The sequence below is a fragment of the Sphingomonas sp. DG1-23 genome, from assembly GCF_030730875.1.
GTDB lineage: Bacteria > Pseudomonadota > Alphaproteobacteria > Sphingomonadales > Sphingomonadaceae > Sphingomonas.
The window spans coordinates 449,276-464,414 of the sequence record NZ_JAVAMA010000001.1; the positions used below are offsets into that span (position 1 = coordinate 449,276).

17 protein-coding genes are annotated in these 15,139 nt (G+C 66.7%); 9 read left to right on the plus strand and 8 right to left on the minus strand.

The features are described 5' to 3' along the window. Positions 1 to 3 precede the first annotated feature (3 nt). Positions 4 to 684 carry an AraC family transcriptional regulator gene (locus tag Q9Q95_RS01960; protein WP_306093375.1) on the plus strand — a complete coding sequence of 227 codons (681 nt, stop codon included), beginning with the start codon at positions 4 to 6 and terminating at the stop codon, positions 682 to 684. Between the two features lie 10 nt (positions 685 to 694). After that, entirely contained in the window at positions 695 to 1,849 is a 1,155-nt protein-coding gene (locus tag Q9Q95_RS01965; protein WP_306093376.1) for a hypothetical protein, read from the plus strand. A 4-nt stretch (positions 1,850 to 1,853) separates the two neighbouring features. Here the strand turns inward: Q9Q95_RS01965 and Q9Q95_RS01970 are convergent, their stop codons facing one another. Together Q9Q95_RS01970 and Q9Q95_RS01975 are read right to left on the minus strand one after the other, a co-directional pair. Continuing rightward, positions 1,854 to 3,092, minus strand: a complete 1,239-nt coding sequence (locus Q9Q95_RS01970; RefSeq protein WP_371876661.1) for an HD-GYP domain-containing protein — start codon at positions 3,090 to 3,092, stop codon at positions 1,854 to 1,856. Positions 3,093 to 3,209: 117 nt separating this feature from the next. Continuing rightward, positions 3,210 to 4,220, minus strand: coding sequence for an adenosine kinase (locus Q9Q95_RS01975; protein WP_306093378.1), 1,011 nt, complete (start codon positions 4,218 to 4,220; stop codon positions 3,210 to 3,212). 55 nt (positions 4,221 to 4,275) lie between these two features. On the opposite strand from Q9Q95_RS01975, the gene Q9Q95_RS01980 reads away from it, so the two are divergent. Together Q9Q95_RS01980 and Q9Q95_RS01985 are read left to right on the plus strand one after the other, a co-directional pair. Continuing rightward, complete coding sequence (locus Q9Q95_RS01980; RefSeq protein WP_306093379.1) at positions 4,276 to 4,968, plus strand: EI24 domain-containing protein; 693 nt, start codon at positions 4,276 to 4,278, stop codon at positions 4,966 to 4,968. Continuing rightward, positions 4,965 to 5,351 (plus strand): hypothetical protein, encoded by a 387-nt coding sequence (locus Q9Q95_RS01985; protein WP_306093380.1) that lies wholly within the window; start codon positions 4,965 to 4,967, stop codon positions 5,349 to 5,351. The genes Q9Q95_RS01980 and Q9Q95_RS01985 overlap by 4 nt, the downstream gene beginning before the upstream one ends. Positions 5,352 to 5,387: 36 nt before the next feature. Here Q9Q95_RS01985 and Q9Q95_RS01990 read toward each other — a convergent pair whose 3' ends face one another. After that, complete coding sequence (locus Q9Q95_RS01990) at positions 5,388 to 5,720, minus strand: hypothetical protein (protein WP_306093381.1); 333 nt, start codon at positions 5,718 to 5,720, stop codon at positions 5,388 to 5,390. Continuing rightward, the gene (gene queG / locus Q9Q95_RS01995; protein WP_306093382.1) at positions 5,717 to 6,901 is read right to left on the minus strand and encodes a tRNA epoxyqueuosine(34) reductase QueG; all 1,185 of its coding nucleotides are present in this window, start codon (positions 6,899 to 6,901) and stop codon (positions 5,717 to 5,719) included. The genes Q9Q95_RS01990 and queG overlap by 4 nt, the downstream gene beginning before the upstream one ends. Positions 6,902 to 6,925: 24 nt before the next feature. On the opposite strand from queG, the gene Q9Q95_RS02000 reads away from it, so the two are divergent. The 4 genes from Q9Q95_RS02000 to msrB all read left to right on the plus strand — a co-directional run bounded on the left by Q9Q95_RS02000 (position 6,926) and on the right by msrB (position 10,909). Then, positions 6,926 to 7,858 (plus strand): ABC transporter ATP-binding protein, encoded by a 933-nt coding sequence (locus Q9Q95_RS02000; protein ID WP_306093383.1) that lies wholly within the window; start codon positions 6,926 to 6,928, stop codon positions 7,856 to 7,858. Continuing rightward, positions 7,855 to 9,093, plus strand: coding sequence for an ABC transporter permease (locus Q9Q95_RS02005; protein ID WP_306093384.1), 1,239 nt, complete (start codon positions 7,855 to 7,857; stop codon positions 9,091 to 9,093). The genes Q9Q95_RS02000 and Q9Q95_RS02005 overlap by 4 nt, the downstream gene beginning before the upstream one ends. 32 nt (positions 9,094 to 9,125) lie before the next feature. Next, complete coding sequence (locus tag Q9Q95_RS02010; RefSeq protein WP_306093385.1) at positions 9,126 to 10,361, plus strand: cytochrome P450; 1,236 nt, start codon at positions 9,126 to 9,128, stop codon at positions 10,359 to 10,361. 65 nt (positions 10,362 to 10,426) lie between these two features. Beyond that, entirely contained in the window at positions 10,427 to 10,909 is a 483-nt protein-coding gene (gene msrB, locus Q9Q95_RS02015) for a peptide-methionine (R)-S-oxide reductase MsrB (protein WP_306093386.1), read from the plus strand. Between the two features lie 122 nt (positions 10,910 to 11,031). Here the strand turns inward: msrB and Q9Q95_RS02020 are convergent, their stop codons facing one another. Next, positions 11,032 to 11,601, minus strand: coding sequence for a CHAP domain-containing protein (locus Q9Q95_RS02020; protein WP_371876663.1), 570 nt, complete (start codon positions 11,599 to 11,601; stop codon positions 11,032 to 11,034). A 446-nt stretch (positions 11,602 to 12,047) separates the two neighbouring features. Between Q9Q95_RS02020 and Q9Q95_RS02025 the strand changes: the two genes are divergently transcribed. Beyond that, positions 12,048 to 12,599 carry a hypothetical protein gene (locus Q9Q95_RS02025; protein WP_306093388.1) on the plus strand — a complete coding sequence of 184 codons (552 nt, stop codon included), beginning with the start codon at positions 12,048 to 12,050 and terminating at the stop codon, positions 12,597 to 12,599. Between the two features lie 18 nt (positions 12,600 to 12,617). On the opposite strand, the gene Q9Q95_RS02030 is transcribed toward Q9Q95_RS02025, so the two are convergent. From Q9Q95_RS02030 to Q9Q95_RS02040, 3 genes are read right to left on the minus strand one after another with little or no spacing between them, the layout of a single operon-like run. Then, positions 12,618 to 13,349, minus strand: a complete 732-nt coding sequence (locus Q9Q95_RS02030) for an extensin family protein (protein WP_306093389.1) — start codon at positions 13,347 to 13,349, stop codon at positions 12,618 to 12,620. After that, positions 13,346 to 14,092 carry an NUDIX domain-containing protein gene (locus tag Q9Q95_RS02035; RefSeq protein ID WP_306093390.1) on the minus strand — a complete coding sequence of 249 codons (747 nt, stop codon included), beginning with the start codon at positions 14,090 to 14,092 and terminating at the stop codon, positions 13,346 to 13,348. Before Q9Q95_RS02035 ends, Q9Q95_RS02030 begins: the two co-directional genes overlap by 4 nt. 9 nt (positions 14,093 to 14,101) lie before the next feature. After that, positions 14,102 to 15,139 (minus strand): SMP-30/gluconolactonase/LRE family protein, encoded by a 1,038-nt coding sequence (locus tag Q9Q95_RS02040; RefSeq protein ID WP_306093391.1) that lies wholly within the window; start codon positions 15,137 to 15,139, stop codon positions 14,102 to 14,104.

Below are 15,139 nucleotides of genomic sequence, written 5' to 3' on the forward strand. Positions count from 1 at the left end.
AGCGTGGACGGATTGCTGACGCGACACGGCGCCGGCGAACGGCTCGACCGGCACCGCCACGCGGGTGCCTATGCCGCTTTGGTGCTCGAGGGCGGCTATATCGAAGCCGGTGATCGTGGGCGGTTTGCAGTGAAAGCCGGTCAGGTCGTCCTGCACGGCCCGTACGAATCGCATCAGGACGCCTTCTTCGCACGCGGTGCGCGCGTCCTGAACCTGCCGGTACATTGCGAAGGCCGATCGCTGGCCAGGGCCGCCGATCCCGACGCTATCGTCCGGCTCGCCGAGCGCGACCTGCGCGCCGCGTGCGAATTGTTGCGCACCAGCCTGATCGAGGAAGCGGCCGACCTCGACGACTGGCCCGATCGGCTCGGCCGTTGCCTGATCGCGGATCCCGATGTGGATCTCGGCGAATGGGCCGCGCGACACGGGCTTGCGCCGCAATCGCTCAGCCGCGGTTTCCGCAAGGCTTTCGGAGTCACGCCGAAGCGTTTTCGCGCCGACCAGCGGACGCTCGGCGCACTGCGCGCGCTGCCGGGCTGGCGCGGCACCGGCGCCGCGCTGGCTGTCGAACTCGGTTTCGCCGATCAGGCACATATGACCCGATCGGTCGGCGCGCTGACCGGGCGCTGTCCTTCGCAGCTCCGGGTGAAACAGGTTCAAGAACCGCGCCGGCACTTGCGCTAGCCGCTGGTGCATGGACCGTCGAACCTTGCTCGCCACCAGCGCCGCCATGCTTGTGCTGGCGCTCCAGCCGCATCGCGCCCACGCCGCGCTTCCCAAAGAATCGGCCACGCGCTGGAAGGTCCGCGCGTCCGAAGGCTTCGACGCGATCGCCTTTCTCGGCCCGCTTTCGGGTGTGGATCTCTATCGGAAATATTACGCGGCCGACGCCGATGCATTCGCGCCGCAACTGCCCGAGGCGATCCGCCGCGATATTCCCGCGCTGTGGCAGGCTGCGAATGCTGAGGGCTTCGGCCTGCTCGGCCCCAACCTCCAGGTGCTGTTCTCGAGCGGCGGCAACCATGCCTCGCTGGACGCGCTTCTCGCCGCATTGCGCGCGAAGGAGACGCGTATCTTGCCCGGCTACCGCGCCAGTCCGTATTGGAGCGAGGCCGACTGGGCGTGGTTCAGCAAGGCTGCGCCTCGGCTGGAGGCGATCTTCGGCGCGATGCGCGCGGCTGGCTTCGCGGCGTTCCGGGCTGCGCGAACACCCGGCCTCGACGCGCGCGTCGCCGAGGTCCAGCGCGCGCTAGATGCCTTCGACGTGATTTCGTGGCAGACGAAGCTGACCGGCCGGACGTTCGATCCGGTGATCGACGTGGTGCTGCTGCAATTTGCGAAACCCCATGGCATCAAGGTGCAGGGCCAGACCTTTCTCCAGGCGAGCGATTACGACACCGCGACCACGGTGCGGATCGCCGCGCACGAGATGCTCCACCCGCCGTACGACGAGAAGGGCCCTGCGGCGCAGGCGGCGCTCGGCGTGCTGCGGCGCGATCCGCTGATCGCGGCGATCGTCCGCGACCATGATCCGCAATGGGGTTACACTACGCTGGAAGGAATGCTGAACGAGGATCTTGTCGAGGCGCTCGACCAATTAATCTCCGAAGCGCTCGGCGTCGCGCGCAACCCTGCGGACCGCTGGCGCAAGGCCGATGACGGCATGCACGTGATCGCGGGCGGTCTCTATGGGCTGCTGCGCGAGGATCGCTGGATCGATCGCGGCGGATCGATCGAGGACTGGCTGCTCAAGGCGGCGACGACCGGGCGGCTCGATCCCACGAACTTCCACGCCGTTGCGGCGCGGGTTCTGGAGCGACCCGTCACCCGTCTCTGGCCGCTGGCCTGACCGGTCAGGCGCGCGCGGCGCGGCCGGCGGTGAGTCGCTCCGACAAGGGCTGCCAGTCGAAGCCCCAGCGGACGGGATCCTCGGCGCTCACGATATGATCGCCACCGCCCGAGCTGGACAGGAAGACGTCCTCGAGCGTGAGCGGGGCGCGTTCGAGCGCGCAATGGAAGATGCGGACCTTGCTGCGAGTCTCTTTGGTGCCGTCGGGAAGCACGATGCCGAGGCGGTTCGAGCGCATCCGCACCAGCAGGCCGGGCGGCACGACGCCGATGCTGCGGAAGAATTTGAACAGCAGATCGCGATCGAAATGCCCTTCCCAGCCATACATCTCCGTCGCGGCCTTGAGCGGAGTCCAGCTCTCCTTATAGGCGCGGTCCGAAGTGAGTGCGTCATAGACGTCGCAGATCGCGCCCATCCGCGCCGCGAGGCTGATCGCCTCGCCCTTCAGCCCGAAGGGGTAGCCCGAACCGTCGATCTTCTCGTGGTGGAGCAGGCTGACGTCGAGCACTTCCTGCGTCACGCCCTCGCCCTTTTCGAGCATTGCGTGGCCCTGTTCGGGATGCGCGCGGATCAGTGCGAACTCGGCATCGTCGAGGCGGCCCGGCTTGTTGAGGATCGCATCGGGGACGGTCATCTTGCCGACATCGTGGAGCAGGCCGGCTAGGCCCATCGACCGCACGATCGGCTCGGCGAGACCGAGCTGCCGCGCGAGATTGACCATCAGCGCGCAGACCGAGACCGAATGGAGATAGGTATATTCGTCCTTCGACTTGAGCCTGGTCATGTCGATGAACATTGCGGGGTTGCGATCGACCGCGTCCGATATGTCCGCTACGACGGGCGCCACCGCGTCGGCATCGATCGTCTTGCCCAGCCGGGCATCGTCGAACACGCCCTTAACGGCGCGCTTGCTGCGGGCGATCGTCTTTTTGGCGAGTTCCCGATCGGTCTTCGCCGTGTCGCGCGGGGTGACCGGAACGATGGCGGAGACGCTGGCGCTGCGCGGAATTGCGGCGTGCGGCGCAGGTGCGGATCCGGCAGGCGCGAGGCCGCGCTCGATGTCGATCACCACTGCCTGTACTTCGCTGGCGAGCACAGCGGCGAGATCTTCGGGCCGTTCGAGCAGAAACCGCGTGCGCCAGAAGGGATGGCTGAACCACGAGCCTTCGAACCCGTGGATATACATCCCCATCTTCACCTGACTGGGCGGTATCCGTCGCAGCAAGTTCCGGCCTCGGCACAAATCTTCCCCGAGGCCGGGCTAACATAACCTAAGTTACCCAGTACTTAAGGCGCGCGATTCATATGATGATCGCATGGCTGCGCCATTTTCGCGCGGCTCGACAGGTGCCGGCCGCCGTCAGCCGGCGGAACGATTCGTCGATTCCGCCGCGAGCTTCTTGAGATCGGCTTCGGCGCGCGCGCCATAATGCTGGATGATCTCCGCGGCGCAGATCGCGCCGAGCCGCAGCGATTCCTCGAGCCCGCGGCCCTGCGCCTGGCCGAACAGGAAGCCGGCGGCGAACATGTCGCCCGCGCCGGTGGTGTCGACCAATTTCGCGATCGGCTCGGCGGGGACCTCGACGCGCTCCGAACCCTGGAGCGCCATCGCGCCCTGCTCGCTGCGCGTGACGACGAGCAAAGGCACCTTGCCGTGGATGTGCGCGACCGCCGATTCGAAATCCGCATGTTCGCAAAGCGCGAGCAACTCGCTCTCATTGGCGAACAATATGTCGATCAGCCCGTCCTCGATCAGCTTGCGGAAATCCTGGCCGTGGCGCGAGATGCAGAAGACGTCGGAGAGCGTGAAGGCGACCTTGCGGCCATTGGCGCGGGCGATGTCGATCGCCTTGCGCATCGCGGCGCGCGGCTCTTCGGGATCCCAGAGATAGCCTTCGAGATAGAGGATCGCGCCGCCGGCGATCAGTTCCTCGTCGAGCGCCGCGGCGGGGAGGAATTGCGAGGCGCCGAGAAAGGTGTTCATCGTGCGCTGGCCGTCGGGCGTGACGAAGATCAGGCAGCGCGCCGTGGTCGGCTGGCCGGGACGCACCGCAGTGGCGAAGTCGACGCCCGCGGCGCGGATGTCGTGCGCGAAGACCGTGCCGAGCTGATCGTCGGCGACCTGGCCGATGAACGCGCATTTACCGCCGAGCGCGGCGATGCCGGCGACGGTGTTCGCCGCCGAGCCGCCCGAAACCTCGCGGCCGGGGCCCATCCTGGCATAGAGCGAATCGGCCTCTTCGGGCGAGAACATCAGCTGCATCGAGCCCTTGGCGACGCCGATCTCCTCGATGAAGCTGTCTTCGGCCTGGGCGAGGATGTCGACGATCGCATTGCCGATCGCGACGACGTGATGGGTAGGGCTGGTCAAGTTATGGCTCCGATGGGTTGCGCCGACGCCCTAGAGAGCGGCAAAGCATAGCGCAATGATCCATGGTTTCCTCCTCGCGCTCGGGCAATTGTTCGACCGGCCGATATTGCTGGTCTTGCTGAAGTCGCTCGCGCTCACGATTCTGCTCTTCGTCGGGCTGGGCTTCGGGCTGTGGCATGCGATGGCGTGGCTGGCGGGATATGCGAACGAATGGATGGGGCTGGGCAGCCAGGCCGGCGCATTGGCCGACGTCGCGACTTTGCTGCTGTTCGTGTTCGGCTGGTGGCTGCTGTTCCGCGCGGTCGCGGTGGCGGTGGTCGGGATCTTTGCCGACGAGGTGGTCGCCGCAGTCGAGGCGAAGCATTATCCGCAGGCCCATGCCGCCGCGCGCGACGTGCCGCTGGGGCGATCGATCGCGATGGGCATCGGATCGGCGGTGCGGGCGATCGGGTTCAATCTGTTGCTCGCGCCGCTCTATCTGATGCTGCTGATCACCGGGGTCGGCACCGCGCTCGCTTTCTTCGCAGTCAATGCATGGCTGCTCGGGCGCGATCTCGGCGACATGGTCGCGGCGCGGCATATGCCCTATGCGCAGCTGGCCGCGTGGCGGCGGGGCACCCGGCTGCGCCGCTTCGCACTGGGGACGATCGGCACGGGACTGTTCCTCGTGCCGCTGATCAATCTGGTGGCGCCGGTGCTCGGGGCAGCGCTGGCGACGCATGCATTCCACCGCAGGAGACGCGCATGAGATTCTGGATAGTGGCAGGCGCGGTGGCGCTGTCGGGATGCGGCGGCGAGATGATCCCCGCCGCGCGACCGGCACCCTATGTCGCGGTGCCCAGCGCCGCGCCGACAGCGGCGCCAGCCAGCGTGGTCGCAGTAAAGGGGCAGACCGCGCCGCGACTGATCGCGCAATTCGGCCAGCCCGCGATGGATTCGAGCGAGGGTGTCGCGCGCAAGCTCCAGTTCGCCGGGCCGATCTGCGTGCTCGACACCTATCTCTATCCGCCCGCCAAGGGTCGTGGCGAGCCGGTGGTGACCTATCTGGACACGCGCCAGCGCGACGGCGGACCAATCGACCAGGCCAGCTGCCTCGCTGCACTGGCGGCGCGGCAGCCGGCGGGACGGTAGCGGTCGCTATCGCCGCCGTCCCGAGGGTGTGAAGCGCTAGGTCATCAAGACGAATTCGACGGCGGCGTGTCCGCAGACCGTCGATCCGCTGGTGGTGATAGTCACCGGTCTGCCGGTCGCCTTCGCGGTGAGCAACAGCGCATTCAGCTCCGCATAGCTGGCATGCGACTTCGAGAGCGCGAAATACGGGCTGTCGGGGACCAGGGCATCCGCAAGGCTGACGCCATCGAGCGTGAAAAATACGCAAGGCCGGCTGTCCGCGAGAATCCCTTCGACTCGCTTGGCGGTATGCGTCGTCGCCGCGAAAGCCGAAAAGTGCGGCGTGGCAAGGCCGGCGAGCGCAAGTGCCAGCGCAACTCTCACTTTCATGTCCGGTCTCCCTCAATTGCAGATGCAAATCGGTTAGCAGAACTTGCGGGCATGGCGAGAGACGCGCGCCATTCCTCCCGGACCTCCGCATCCTCCTCCGCTGATAGACGCGCATCGCGCTCGATCGCGAAGCGCACAGAATCGAGCCGCACCAGTGCCCATATCGCGGCGCCGCGAATCTCCGGGGCCGGATCGTCGAGCAACGCCCGCACCGGCTCGACCAAAGCCGCGCTGCCGCTATTGCCAGCGGCGATCAGGCAGTTGCGGACCATGCGATCGCGCCCGATGCGCTTGATCGGCGAGCCGGCGAAGACCTCGCGAAAGGCGGCGTCGTCGAGCGCGAGCAGATCCGCGAGCGCGGGTGCCGTCAGCTCGGCGCGCGGGGCGAAGGCGAGATTGGCCTGCGCCGCGGCCGCGAACTTGTTCCACGGGCACACCGCGAGGCAATCGTCGCAGCCATAGATATGGTTGCCGATCGCAGCGCGGAACTCATGCGGGATCGGACCTTTGTGCTCGATCGTCAGATAGGAGATGCAGCGCCGCGCATCGAGCCGATAGGGCGCGGGGAACGCCTGGGTCGGGCATGCGGTCTGGCAGGCATCGCAACTGCCGCAGGTCGAAATGCCGCGCCGGTCCGGCGCCAGATCGAGCGTGGTGTAGATCGCGCCGAGGAACAGCCAGCTGCCATGGCTGCGGCTGACCAGATTGGTGTGCTTGCCCTGCCAGCCGAGCCCGGCGGCTTCGGACAGCGGCTTCTCCATCACCGGCGCGGTATCGACGAACACCTTGACGTCCGCCCCCGGCGCGGCGCCGACCAGCCAGCGCGCCAGTTCCTTCAACTTGCGCTTGATCAGATCGTGATAGTCGCCCCCCTGGGCATAGACCGAGATGCGGCCGGTCTCCCCCTCCGCGGCCAGCCCCATCGGGTCGGCGGCGGGCGCGTAGCTCATGCCGAGCGCGATCACCGAGCGCACTTCGGGCCATAGAGCGGCGGGGCTCTCGCGATGATGCGCGCGCTCCTCCATCCATATCATCGAGCCGTGCGCGCCCTCGGCCAGCCATTGGCGCAGGCGCTCGCCGGCTGCAGGCGCGGCGTCGGCGCGCGCGATTCCGCAATCGGCGAAACCCACTTCCCGGGCTTTCTCCTTGATCCGTTCTTCGAGTGACTTGTCTTGGCGCACGCGCACCCGCTACCACGAAGCGTGATGGAGGGCATTAATTTGAGCAGCGATCTGGCGGTGAGCGCCAACGGGCTCGTCAAGCGCTTCGGCAATCGACGCGCAGTGGACGGTGTCAGCATCGCGGTGCCCAAGGGGCTGATCTATGGCGTGCTCGGCCCCAATGGCGCGGGCAAGACCACCACCTTGCGCATGCTGCTCGGCATCATCGAACCCGATCAGGGCGAACGCATGCTGCTGGGGCACGACGCACCGCGCGACGCGAGCGACCGGGTCGGCTATCTGCCCGAGGAGCGCGGACTCTATCCCAACATGAAGTGCCGCGAGGCAATCGCATTCATGGGGGCGCTGCGCGGCCTGCCGTGGAGCGTCGGGCGCAAGCGCGCGGGCGAATTGCTCGAGGCCGCCGGGCTCGGCCACGCCGCCGACGACAAGATCCGCAAGCTCTCCAAGGGCATGGCCCAATTGGTCCAGTTGCTCGGCTCGGTGGTGCATGAGCCCGAATTGCTGGTGCTCGACGAGCCCTTCTCGGGGCTCGATCCGGTCAATCAGGAACGGCTCGAGAAATTGATCCGCGCCCAGCGCGACCGCGGCGCGACGATCCTGTTCTCGACTCATGTCATGGCGCATGCCGAACGGCTGTGCGACCATCTCTCGATCATCGCCGGCGGCGTGGTGAAGTTCGAGGGCACGGTGAATCAGGCCCGCGCATTGCTGCCGCTCAAGGCGCACTACACCCCGCACCACCATGTCGAGACCGCGGGTGCGCTGTTGCCCGCCGATGCCGAGCGCGAGAATGGCAGCTGGCGCTTTACCGTGCCGCCCGAGGGGATCGAGGCATTGCTCGTCCGGCTGATCGACGCGGGTTACGGCATTTCGGGACTGTCGATCGAGCGGCCGGGATTGCACGATGCCTTCGTCAAGATCGTCGGCCCCGAAGCATTGGAGCAGGCGGCATGAGCTTCGGACGCATGCTCCGCCAGGCGCTGACCGTCGCGCGCCGCGACTTCACCGCGACGGTGATGACGCCGACCTTCCTGCTCTTCCTGCTGAGCCCGTTGCTGATGATCGGCTTCGGGCTGGTCGGCAGCATGACCGCGTCGAGCGCCGCGGGCGGCGGCGAGGCGCGCGAACGGATCGTCGTGATCGCCGCCCCCGACAAGGCTGCCACGATCGCCGCCACCGACAAGCAATTGCGCAAGCTCGTCGCCGGGCCCCGAGCATGGGCGACGCTGCAGATCGAGGGCGCGGGCGACGATGTCGCGGCACAGGCAAAGGCGCTGCTCGCCAGCAGCCAATATGACGTGACAGCGGTGCTCTATGGCCCGCTCGAACGCCCGACGATCCTGCGGAGACCATCGAATTATTCGGACGGCAATTATCTCGCCCAACTGGCCGAGCACACATTGCGCGCCGGCGCGAGCGGCGGTGCCGAGCGGAGCCGCGCAAAGATCGAGGTCGTCAGTTCCGGGCAGGCGACCGGCGGCGGGCGCAGCCAGGCCGCGTTCTTCGCCACGCTGGGCGTGTTCTTCCTGACGCTGATGCTGTCGGGCCAGGCCGTCGGTGCGATGGCCGAGGAACGATCGAACAAGGTGATCGAAGTGCTCGCCGCGGCGATCCCGCTGGAGAGCGTATTCTTCGGCAAATTGATCGGGGCGTTCGGATCGGCTTTGCTGTTCGTGTGCTTCTGGGGGACCCTGCTGGCGCAATTGCCGCGCTTCGTGCCGGCGGGCGTCGCCGCCGAGCTCGGCAATCTGAGCGCCGCGGTCGGCCCGATCTTCCCGTTGCTGTTCGTCGTCTATTTCACCATGGCGTACATGCTGCAGAGCGCCGTGTTCCTCGGCATCGGCTCGCTGGCGGGCACCCAGCGCGAGATCCAGATGCTCTCGCTGCCGATCACCATCTTCCAGTTCGCCATGTTCGGCTTCGCTTCCTATGCGGCCAGCCATCCCGGCGACTGGCTGGCGCTTGCTGCGGAAATCTTCCCGTTCAGCTCGCCGCTGGCGATGGCGGCGCACGCGGCGAACTCCTCCGCTTTGTGGCCGCACGCGCTGGCGCTGGCGTGGCAGATATTGTGGGTGGCGATCACGGTGACGGTGGCGGCGCGGCTGTTTCGCCGCGGGGTGCTCAATTCGGGCAGCCCGAAGCGGAGCAAGCGCAGCGAACGCCGCGCTATTGACACAGCTGTCAGTTAAGGTTCTCCTCGCCGCAAAGCAGGAGAGGCAATATGGCGACGCTGGCGACCGATTCGGTATCGGAGAACGCTGTCGACCCGCTCGATATGAGCCGGGCCGAGCTCTATCGCGACGATGTCTGGCAGGCGCCGTTCCGCGAGCTGCGCGGTAAGGCGCCGGTCTATTATACCGAGAACAGCGCCTTCGGGTCGTTCTGGTCGGTCTCGTCGTACAAGCCGATCGTCGAGGTCGAATCGCTGCCCGATCTCTATTCGTCCGAAGCGGGCGGGATCACCATCGCCGACCTGCAGGAAGGCGACATCAAGATGCCGATGTTCATTGCGATGGACCGGCCCAAACACACCGGCCAGCGGCGCACGGTCGCACCGGCGTTCACCCCGTCGGAGATGGTGCGGATGAACACCAATATCCGCGCGCGCAGCGCCGAGATCCTCGATTCGCTGCCGGTGGGCAAGGAATTCGACTGGGTCGACACCGTCTCGATCGAGCTGACCACCCAGATGCTGGCGATCCTGTTCGACTTCCCATGGGAAGAACGCCGGCTGCTGACCTATTGGTCCGACTGGGCCGGCGATATCGAGATCGCCAAGGATCCGGTGCGCAAGGAAGAGCGCCGCAACATCCTGTTCGAATGCGCCGCCTATTTCGGCAATCTGTGGCAGGGCAAGCTGGGCAAGGAACCGACCCCCGACCTGATCTCGATGATGATCCATTCGGACGCGATGAGCCACATGGATCAGATGGAGTTTCTCGGGAACCTGATCCTGCTGATCGTCGGCGGCAACGACACCACGCGCAATTCGATGAGCGCCTATGCCTGGGGGCTCGATCAATTCCCCGACGAGCGGGCGAAGCTGGAGGCCAATCCGGAGCTGATCCCCAATGCGGTGCAAGAGATCATCCGCTGGCAGACTCCGCTCGCGCACATGCGGCGGACGGCGACGCAGGATACCGAGCTCGCCGGCCAGCAGATTCGCGCGGGCGACAAACTGGCGCTCTGGTATCTTTCGGCCAACCGGGACGAGAGCGTGTTTCCCGATGCCGACAGGATCATCGTCGATCGCGAGAATGCCCGGCGGCATCTGGCGTTCGGGCATGGCATCCATCGCTGCGTCGGCGCGCGGCTGGCCGAGCTGCAGATCGGGATCCTGCTCGAGGAAATGGCCAAGCGCCGACTGCGCGTGAACGTGCTGCGCGAGCCCGAGCGCGTCGCGGCGTGCTTCGTACACGGGTACAAGAAGATGCCGGTCGAGCTGAGCCGGTACTAATTTCCCTCTCCCCTTGTGGGAGAGGGAGGATTGGCACTGGCCCGCCTCGACCCCACATCCCTTATATGCAAACCGATCGCCGCACCTTTCTCGCCATTGCCGGATTCGGCGCCGTCACTGCGGCTTGCGGGGGCGCGCCCGCCAAGGCGGCGCAGCGCTTCGAATTCACCCTCACCGATGCCGAGTGGAAGAAGCGACTGAGCCCGGCGGCATATCGCACGCTGCGGCAGGGCGCGACCGAGTTTCCCGGGACCAGCCCGCTCAACAAGGAGCATCGCGCGGGGACGTTCGTCTGTGCGGGGTGCGCGCTGCCTTTGTTCGCCTCGTCGACCAAGTTCGACAGCCGGACCGGCTGGCCGAGCTTCTACCGGGCGCTGCCCAAGGCAGTGATCAGCAAAAGCGACCGCTCGCTGGGGATGGCGCGCACCGAGATTTTGTGCCGGCGCTGCGGCGGGCATCTCGGCCACGTCTTCGACGACGGGCCGCGGCCGACCGGCAAGCGCTATTGCATGAACGGGGTGGCGCTGGCCTTCGTTCCGAAGGGGTGAGTTCCGCCATCGTCATCCCGGCGAAAGCCGGAATCGCAGGCCGCGAGCGACCTCCCTGATCGAATGAGATCCCGGCGTTTCGCCGGGAAGACGGGGCATAGAAGAGCGCCGATGCGCGCCGGTCAGTTGACGGCGGTCTCGAGCTTGAGATCGCTGAGGTCGAGCTCGAGCGCGGCGACGAGGACCTTGTCGGCCTTCGCCATCTGCGGCGCTTCGAAGGCGTCGTCCTCGGCGCCGTCGGCATAGATGAAGCCGTTGACCGGATAGCTCGACGTGCCGAGCCCGCCGAGCGGGGCGAACCATACGCGCACCTCGCTCCAGTCGCCGGCTGCCGAGACGTCGACCGCACGGACGTTACGCTCGATGCCGCCGCGACGCGACCAATTGGCATGGCTGAGCAGCACTTCGCGGTCGCTGACGATTTCCGAAACCATCGCGACATGGCCGAAGGGGTTCTTCGCGGTCTTCTTGAACGACATCACCGCGCCGATCCTGGGGGTGTTGCCGCGCTCGTAACGGCCGGCGGCCTGGCCCCACCAGGTCCAGGCATTGCCATGGATCTTCACGCCGGAGACCTGGCGGGCATAGGGGACGCACTGCAGATACGCGCTCTTCGCCTGGGCGGGCACGGAAGTCATCAGGGCGCAAACCGCCATCAGCGCAAAACGCGCTGCGAGAACACGGAAATTCATAGACCCCCCGGTCAGGAAGCTGTTGAGAGTTGCTAACCTGATCATAGGACGGGGGTACACCCCCTCGGCTCGCCGATCCGATGAACCGTTGCGGCGAACCGATGGGTTGAAGGAACGGACCGAAAAGTGGCGGAAAACAGCGGCTTTCGCGTGCCGCAAAGGTATAGGATTCGTTAATTTCGGACGCTGGCAAAGCTTCGAAATGCGGGCGAAGGCCGCGCCTCGCCGCGAGCACCCCGAGCATGATGCCACGCATCATTGTTGCGTCAGGGTGCCAGCCTAGGTGTTTTCCACAATGCTCTGACTCGATTCATCGCAACCGATGTTGCGCCGCAACACCTTTTCCACTCCTATAATGAATGGGAGCCAACGGCTGATTAAGCGGCGCGTTAACCATTCTGCCGCATGATCGCCGCTGGGGATTGAGTGGGGTGGGAGTTAAGGTGATGGCATCGAGAATGAAGCCGGCCGAGGGCGCCATGACGCTGGCCGAAATGAAGGAATTTGCGGGGTTCAGCGCAGCGACGCAGCGTTATGTGCGCCGCGCGCTCGACATCGGCTTCGAGCGCGAGGACGCGATGGAGCGCTGGTCGCGCGACGTGGTCGAGGCCGCCAGCATCCGCGCCCAGGCGCGCATGTACGAGCGCATCCCCGAACTGCGTGCCCTGATGCCCGACGACAGCGATCTCGCGGCGATCGAGCCGTTCATGGCGCCGCTCGTCACCGTCTCGGCTTTCGATCTCGGCCAAGGCCGGCTTACCAGCTTCTCGGCCTATCGCTTTCTCTATGAGCGGCTGGTCGGCGCCGAAGTGCGGCCCTGGCTGCCTGCCGCCTTCTGTGCGGCCGCGGCGCTGCCGCATCTGCATCCCGATCTGCGCCGGAAATTGCTCCAGTCGATCAGCGAAGCCGCGGCGACCGCCTCGGGCTGGTCGAACCGCCAGCCTGCCTTCTTCCCGCAATGGGTGGAAAAGGTCGACGCGGCGGCACTGCCGAACTGAGTTCGAACGGGCCTGCTGTCACCGGCAGGCCCGCCACCCCATTTCGCCGCGGGTCGCCTGATCGAGGTGCAGGTGATCGCGGTGCGCCGCGTTGTAATCGGGCGACAGCACCGTCGAGAAGAGCTTGCACCCGCCGGTGCGCACTTCGCGCAGGAACGCCGCTTTCGCGTCGCCTTTTCCCCAATCGCCGAGCACGCTGACATGGGTGCCGTCCGAGAGCCGGAAGCCGGCGACGTCGATCGCGTCGGCGGTGGCGTGCTCGCTCCAGTCGCCGGCGCTGCGACCGTACATGCGGCGGCAAGAATAGCTGCCGAGATGCTCGATCCGCTCGACTCGCGCGCCGAAATGCTTCTGCGCGGCGGGCTGGAGGACGTTCCATTCCCACATTGCCAGTCCGGCAGCGATCGGGCACGACACGCCGAGCCGCGCGGGGCTGAATTCGATCCGCTGCGAGCCGCCGGGCGCAAAGCGCAGCGCGTCGGCATAACCGCATCGCTCGCCCGATCTGACCGGGGGCAGGATGGTGTAGCGCACCCCCGCCGACTGGAGCAAAGCGCGGCATTCGGCGAAATTGTCGGTGAGCCCGGCGAGCTTGCGTCCGGTAAACGCACCGATCGGCTGGCCGAGATCGAGCCGGGTCCAGGGCAGATCCTGCGGGCGATTGCGGACCAGAGCATAGACGATGAAGAAGGCCAGCAGCACCAGCGCGAAGATCACCACGGCCAAAATCGCGTGACGGACCGTCCTCATGCGCGGATCGCCCGGTCGAGCGGCTCGGAGGTCACCGGATAACCGAGGTCGTCGGGGATGCAGAGGTGCTTGCCGTCTTCGCGCGTCTCGATCCACGGCGTGACCGTGCGCACCGGATGCGCGCGGGCGTCGGCGGCAGCGTCGACGAAGCTGGCGGACAAGGCGAGCCGCTCGAGGTTGCGCCGCGTCGGGAAGATGATCGTCGCATCGCCGCGATCGGCAGCCTCGATCACCGCGCGCGCCGACGCCCAGAAGACGCGGACATTCTCGTTGCCGTCGACCACCGGCTCGGCGCCCTCGGGCGCGCGGGCGAGATAGAAGCGCGTGTCGAACACCTTGTGATGGACTCCGGCGGGCAGCCAGCGCGCGAACGGCACCAGCGAATCGAGATCGAGCGCGCCGCCGGCTTCGTCGAGCAATGCCGCCATCGGTTCGCCGGCATAGAGGCGGCGCTGAAGATCGGGACTGGCGGACGGAGGAACGCGCACGCCGACCGCGACGCCGGCTTCCTCGATCGTCTCGCGCACCGCGGCGATGCGTGCGGCGAGATCGTCGGGATCGCCTTCGAGCGTCGCCGCGAGCGCATGGTCGCCGGGATCGACGCGGCCGCCGGGGAACACCAGGGCGCCACCCGCAAAGGACATCGCCCGCGCGCGCTCGACGATCAGCAATTCGGGCGGGCCTTCGGCGGCTTCGCGCATCACGATCAAGGTGGCCGCGGGAATCGCCTCGGATTCGGACATGATCCCGGTCTAGGCGGCGATTCCCGGCTTCACCAGCCCCGGGGTTTTCAGCCGGACGCGGGCGAGCATGTCGCTCGAGGTGATGAACAAGGTCCGGCCGTCCTCGCCGAATGCGCAATTGGCGGCGGCCTTGCCGGTGGCGATCAGGCCGAGCGCCTTGCCCTCCGGCGACAGGACATAGATGCCGCCGGGCCCGCTGGCGAACAGCCGGCCGGATTTGTCGACCTTGAGCCCGTCGGGAAGCCCGGGAAGCTTGCGCGACAGCGGCTCGCTGAAATCATGGAAGACCGTCGCGGCGGCGCGCGGCATGCCGTCGGCGCCCAGCGGATAAGCGAGGATCTGCGGCCGCGCCTCGTCCGACATCGCGACGTAGAGCGTGGTCTTTCTCGGGCAGAGGCCGATGCCGTTGGGACGCTTGAGGGTATCGTCGATCACCCGGATCGTGCCGTCGGCAGTGCGCAGGAACACGCCGTTGAAGGGCAATTCCTTCAGCGGCGAGCTATCACCGTCGGTGAGCCCATAAGGCGGATCGGTGAAGTAGATCGCGCCGTTCCGCCCGAACGCAATGTCGTTGCAGCTGTTGAAGCGCTTGCCCTCGTAGCGATCGGCGAGGATTGTGCGGCGTTTGGTCTTGAGATCGACCGCTGCGATCACCCGCGTCCCCGAATCGGCGACGATCAACCGGCCCTGCGCGTCGATCGCGAGGCCGTTCGACCCCGCCTCGCGAATGCCGGCCGGGATCGGTCCGGCCAGCCCCGACGGGCTGAGGAACGGCGCGACCGGCTCCCCCTGCTTCCAGCGATACGCAATATTGGCGGGGACATCGGAGAAAAGCAGAAATCCGCCCTGCTTCACCCATACCGGGCCTTCCGCCCAGCGATAGCCGGTGGACAGCACTTCGATCGGCGTGCCGACATCGACCACCGCATCGAGCGCCGGATCGAAGCGGGTGATCCCGCCGACGGTCGCGGCGCGGGCGAGCCCGGGAACGAGAGGAAGCGCCGCCATGCCGGCGAGCGCGGCGCGGCGCGTGATCGAGTGGGTCAT

Coding starts and splice junctions, on each gene's coding strand:
- Q9Q95_RS02035 (WP_306093390.1), bottom strand. CDS start 14,092: ATGTCCGAATCCGAGGCGATTCCCGCGGCCACCTTGATCGTGATGCGC.
- Q9Q95_RS02010 (WP_306093385.1), top strand. CDS start 9,126: ATGGCGACGCTGGCGACCGATTCGGTATCGGAGAACGCTGTCGACCCG.
- Q9Q95_RS02000 (WP_306093383.1), top strand. CDS start 6,926: ATGGAGGGCATTAATTTGAGCAGCGATCTGGCGGTGAGCGCCAACGGG.
- Q9Q95_RS01990 (WP_306093381.1), bottom strand. CDS start 5,720: ATGAAAGTGAGAGTTGCGCTGGCACTTGCGCTCGCCGGCCTTGCCACG.
- Q9Q95_RS02040 (WP_306093391.1), bottom strand. CDS start 15,139: ATGACCCACTCGATCACGCGCCGCGCCGCGCTCGCCGGCATGGCGGCG.
- Q9Q95_RS02025 (WP_306093388.1), top strand. CDS start 12,048: ATGGCATCGAGAATGAAGCCGGCCGAGGGCGCCATGACGCTGGCCGAA.
- Q9Q95_RS02020 (WP_371876663.1), bottom strand. CDS start 11,601: ATGAATTTCCGTGTTCTCGCAGCGCGTTTTGCGCTGATGGCGGTTTGC.
- Q9Q95_RS01985 (WP_306093380.1), top strand. CDS start 4,965: ATGAGATTCTGGATAGTGGCAGGCGCGGTGGCGCTGTCGGGATGCGGC.
- Q9Q95_RS02030 (WP_306093389.1), bottom strand. CDS start 13,349: ATGAGGACGGTCCGTCACGCGATTTTGGCCGTGGTGATCTTCGCGCTG.
- msrB (WP_306093386.1), top strand. CDS start 10,427: ATGCAAACCGATCGCCGCACCTTTCTCGCCATTGCCGGATTCGGCGCC.
- Q9Q95_RS02005 (WP_306093384.1), top strand. CDS start 7,855: ATGAGCTTCGGACGCATGCTCCGCCAGGCGCTGACCGTCGCGCGCCGC.
- Q9Q95_RS01965 (WP_306093376.1), top strand. CDS start 695: ATGGACCGTCGAACCTTGCTCGCCACCAGCGCCGCCATGCTTGTGCTG.
- Q9Q95_RS01980 (WP_306093379.1), top strand. CDS start 4,276: ATGATCCATGGTTTCCTCCTCGCGCTCGGGCAATTGTTCGACCGGCCG.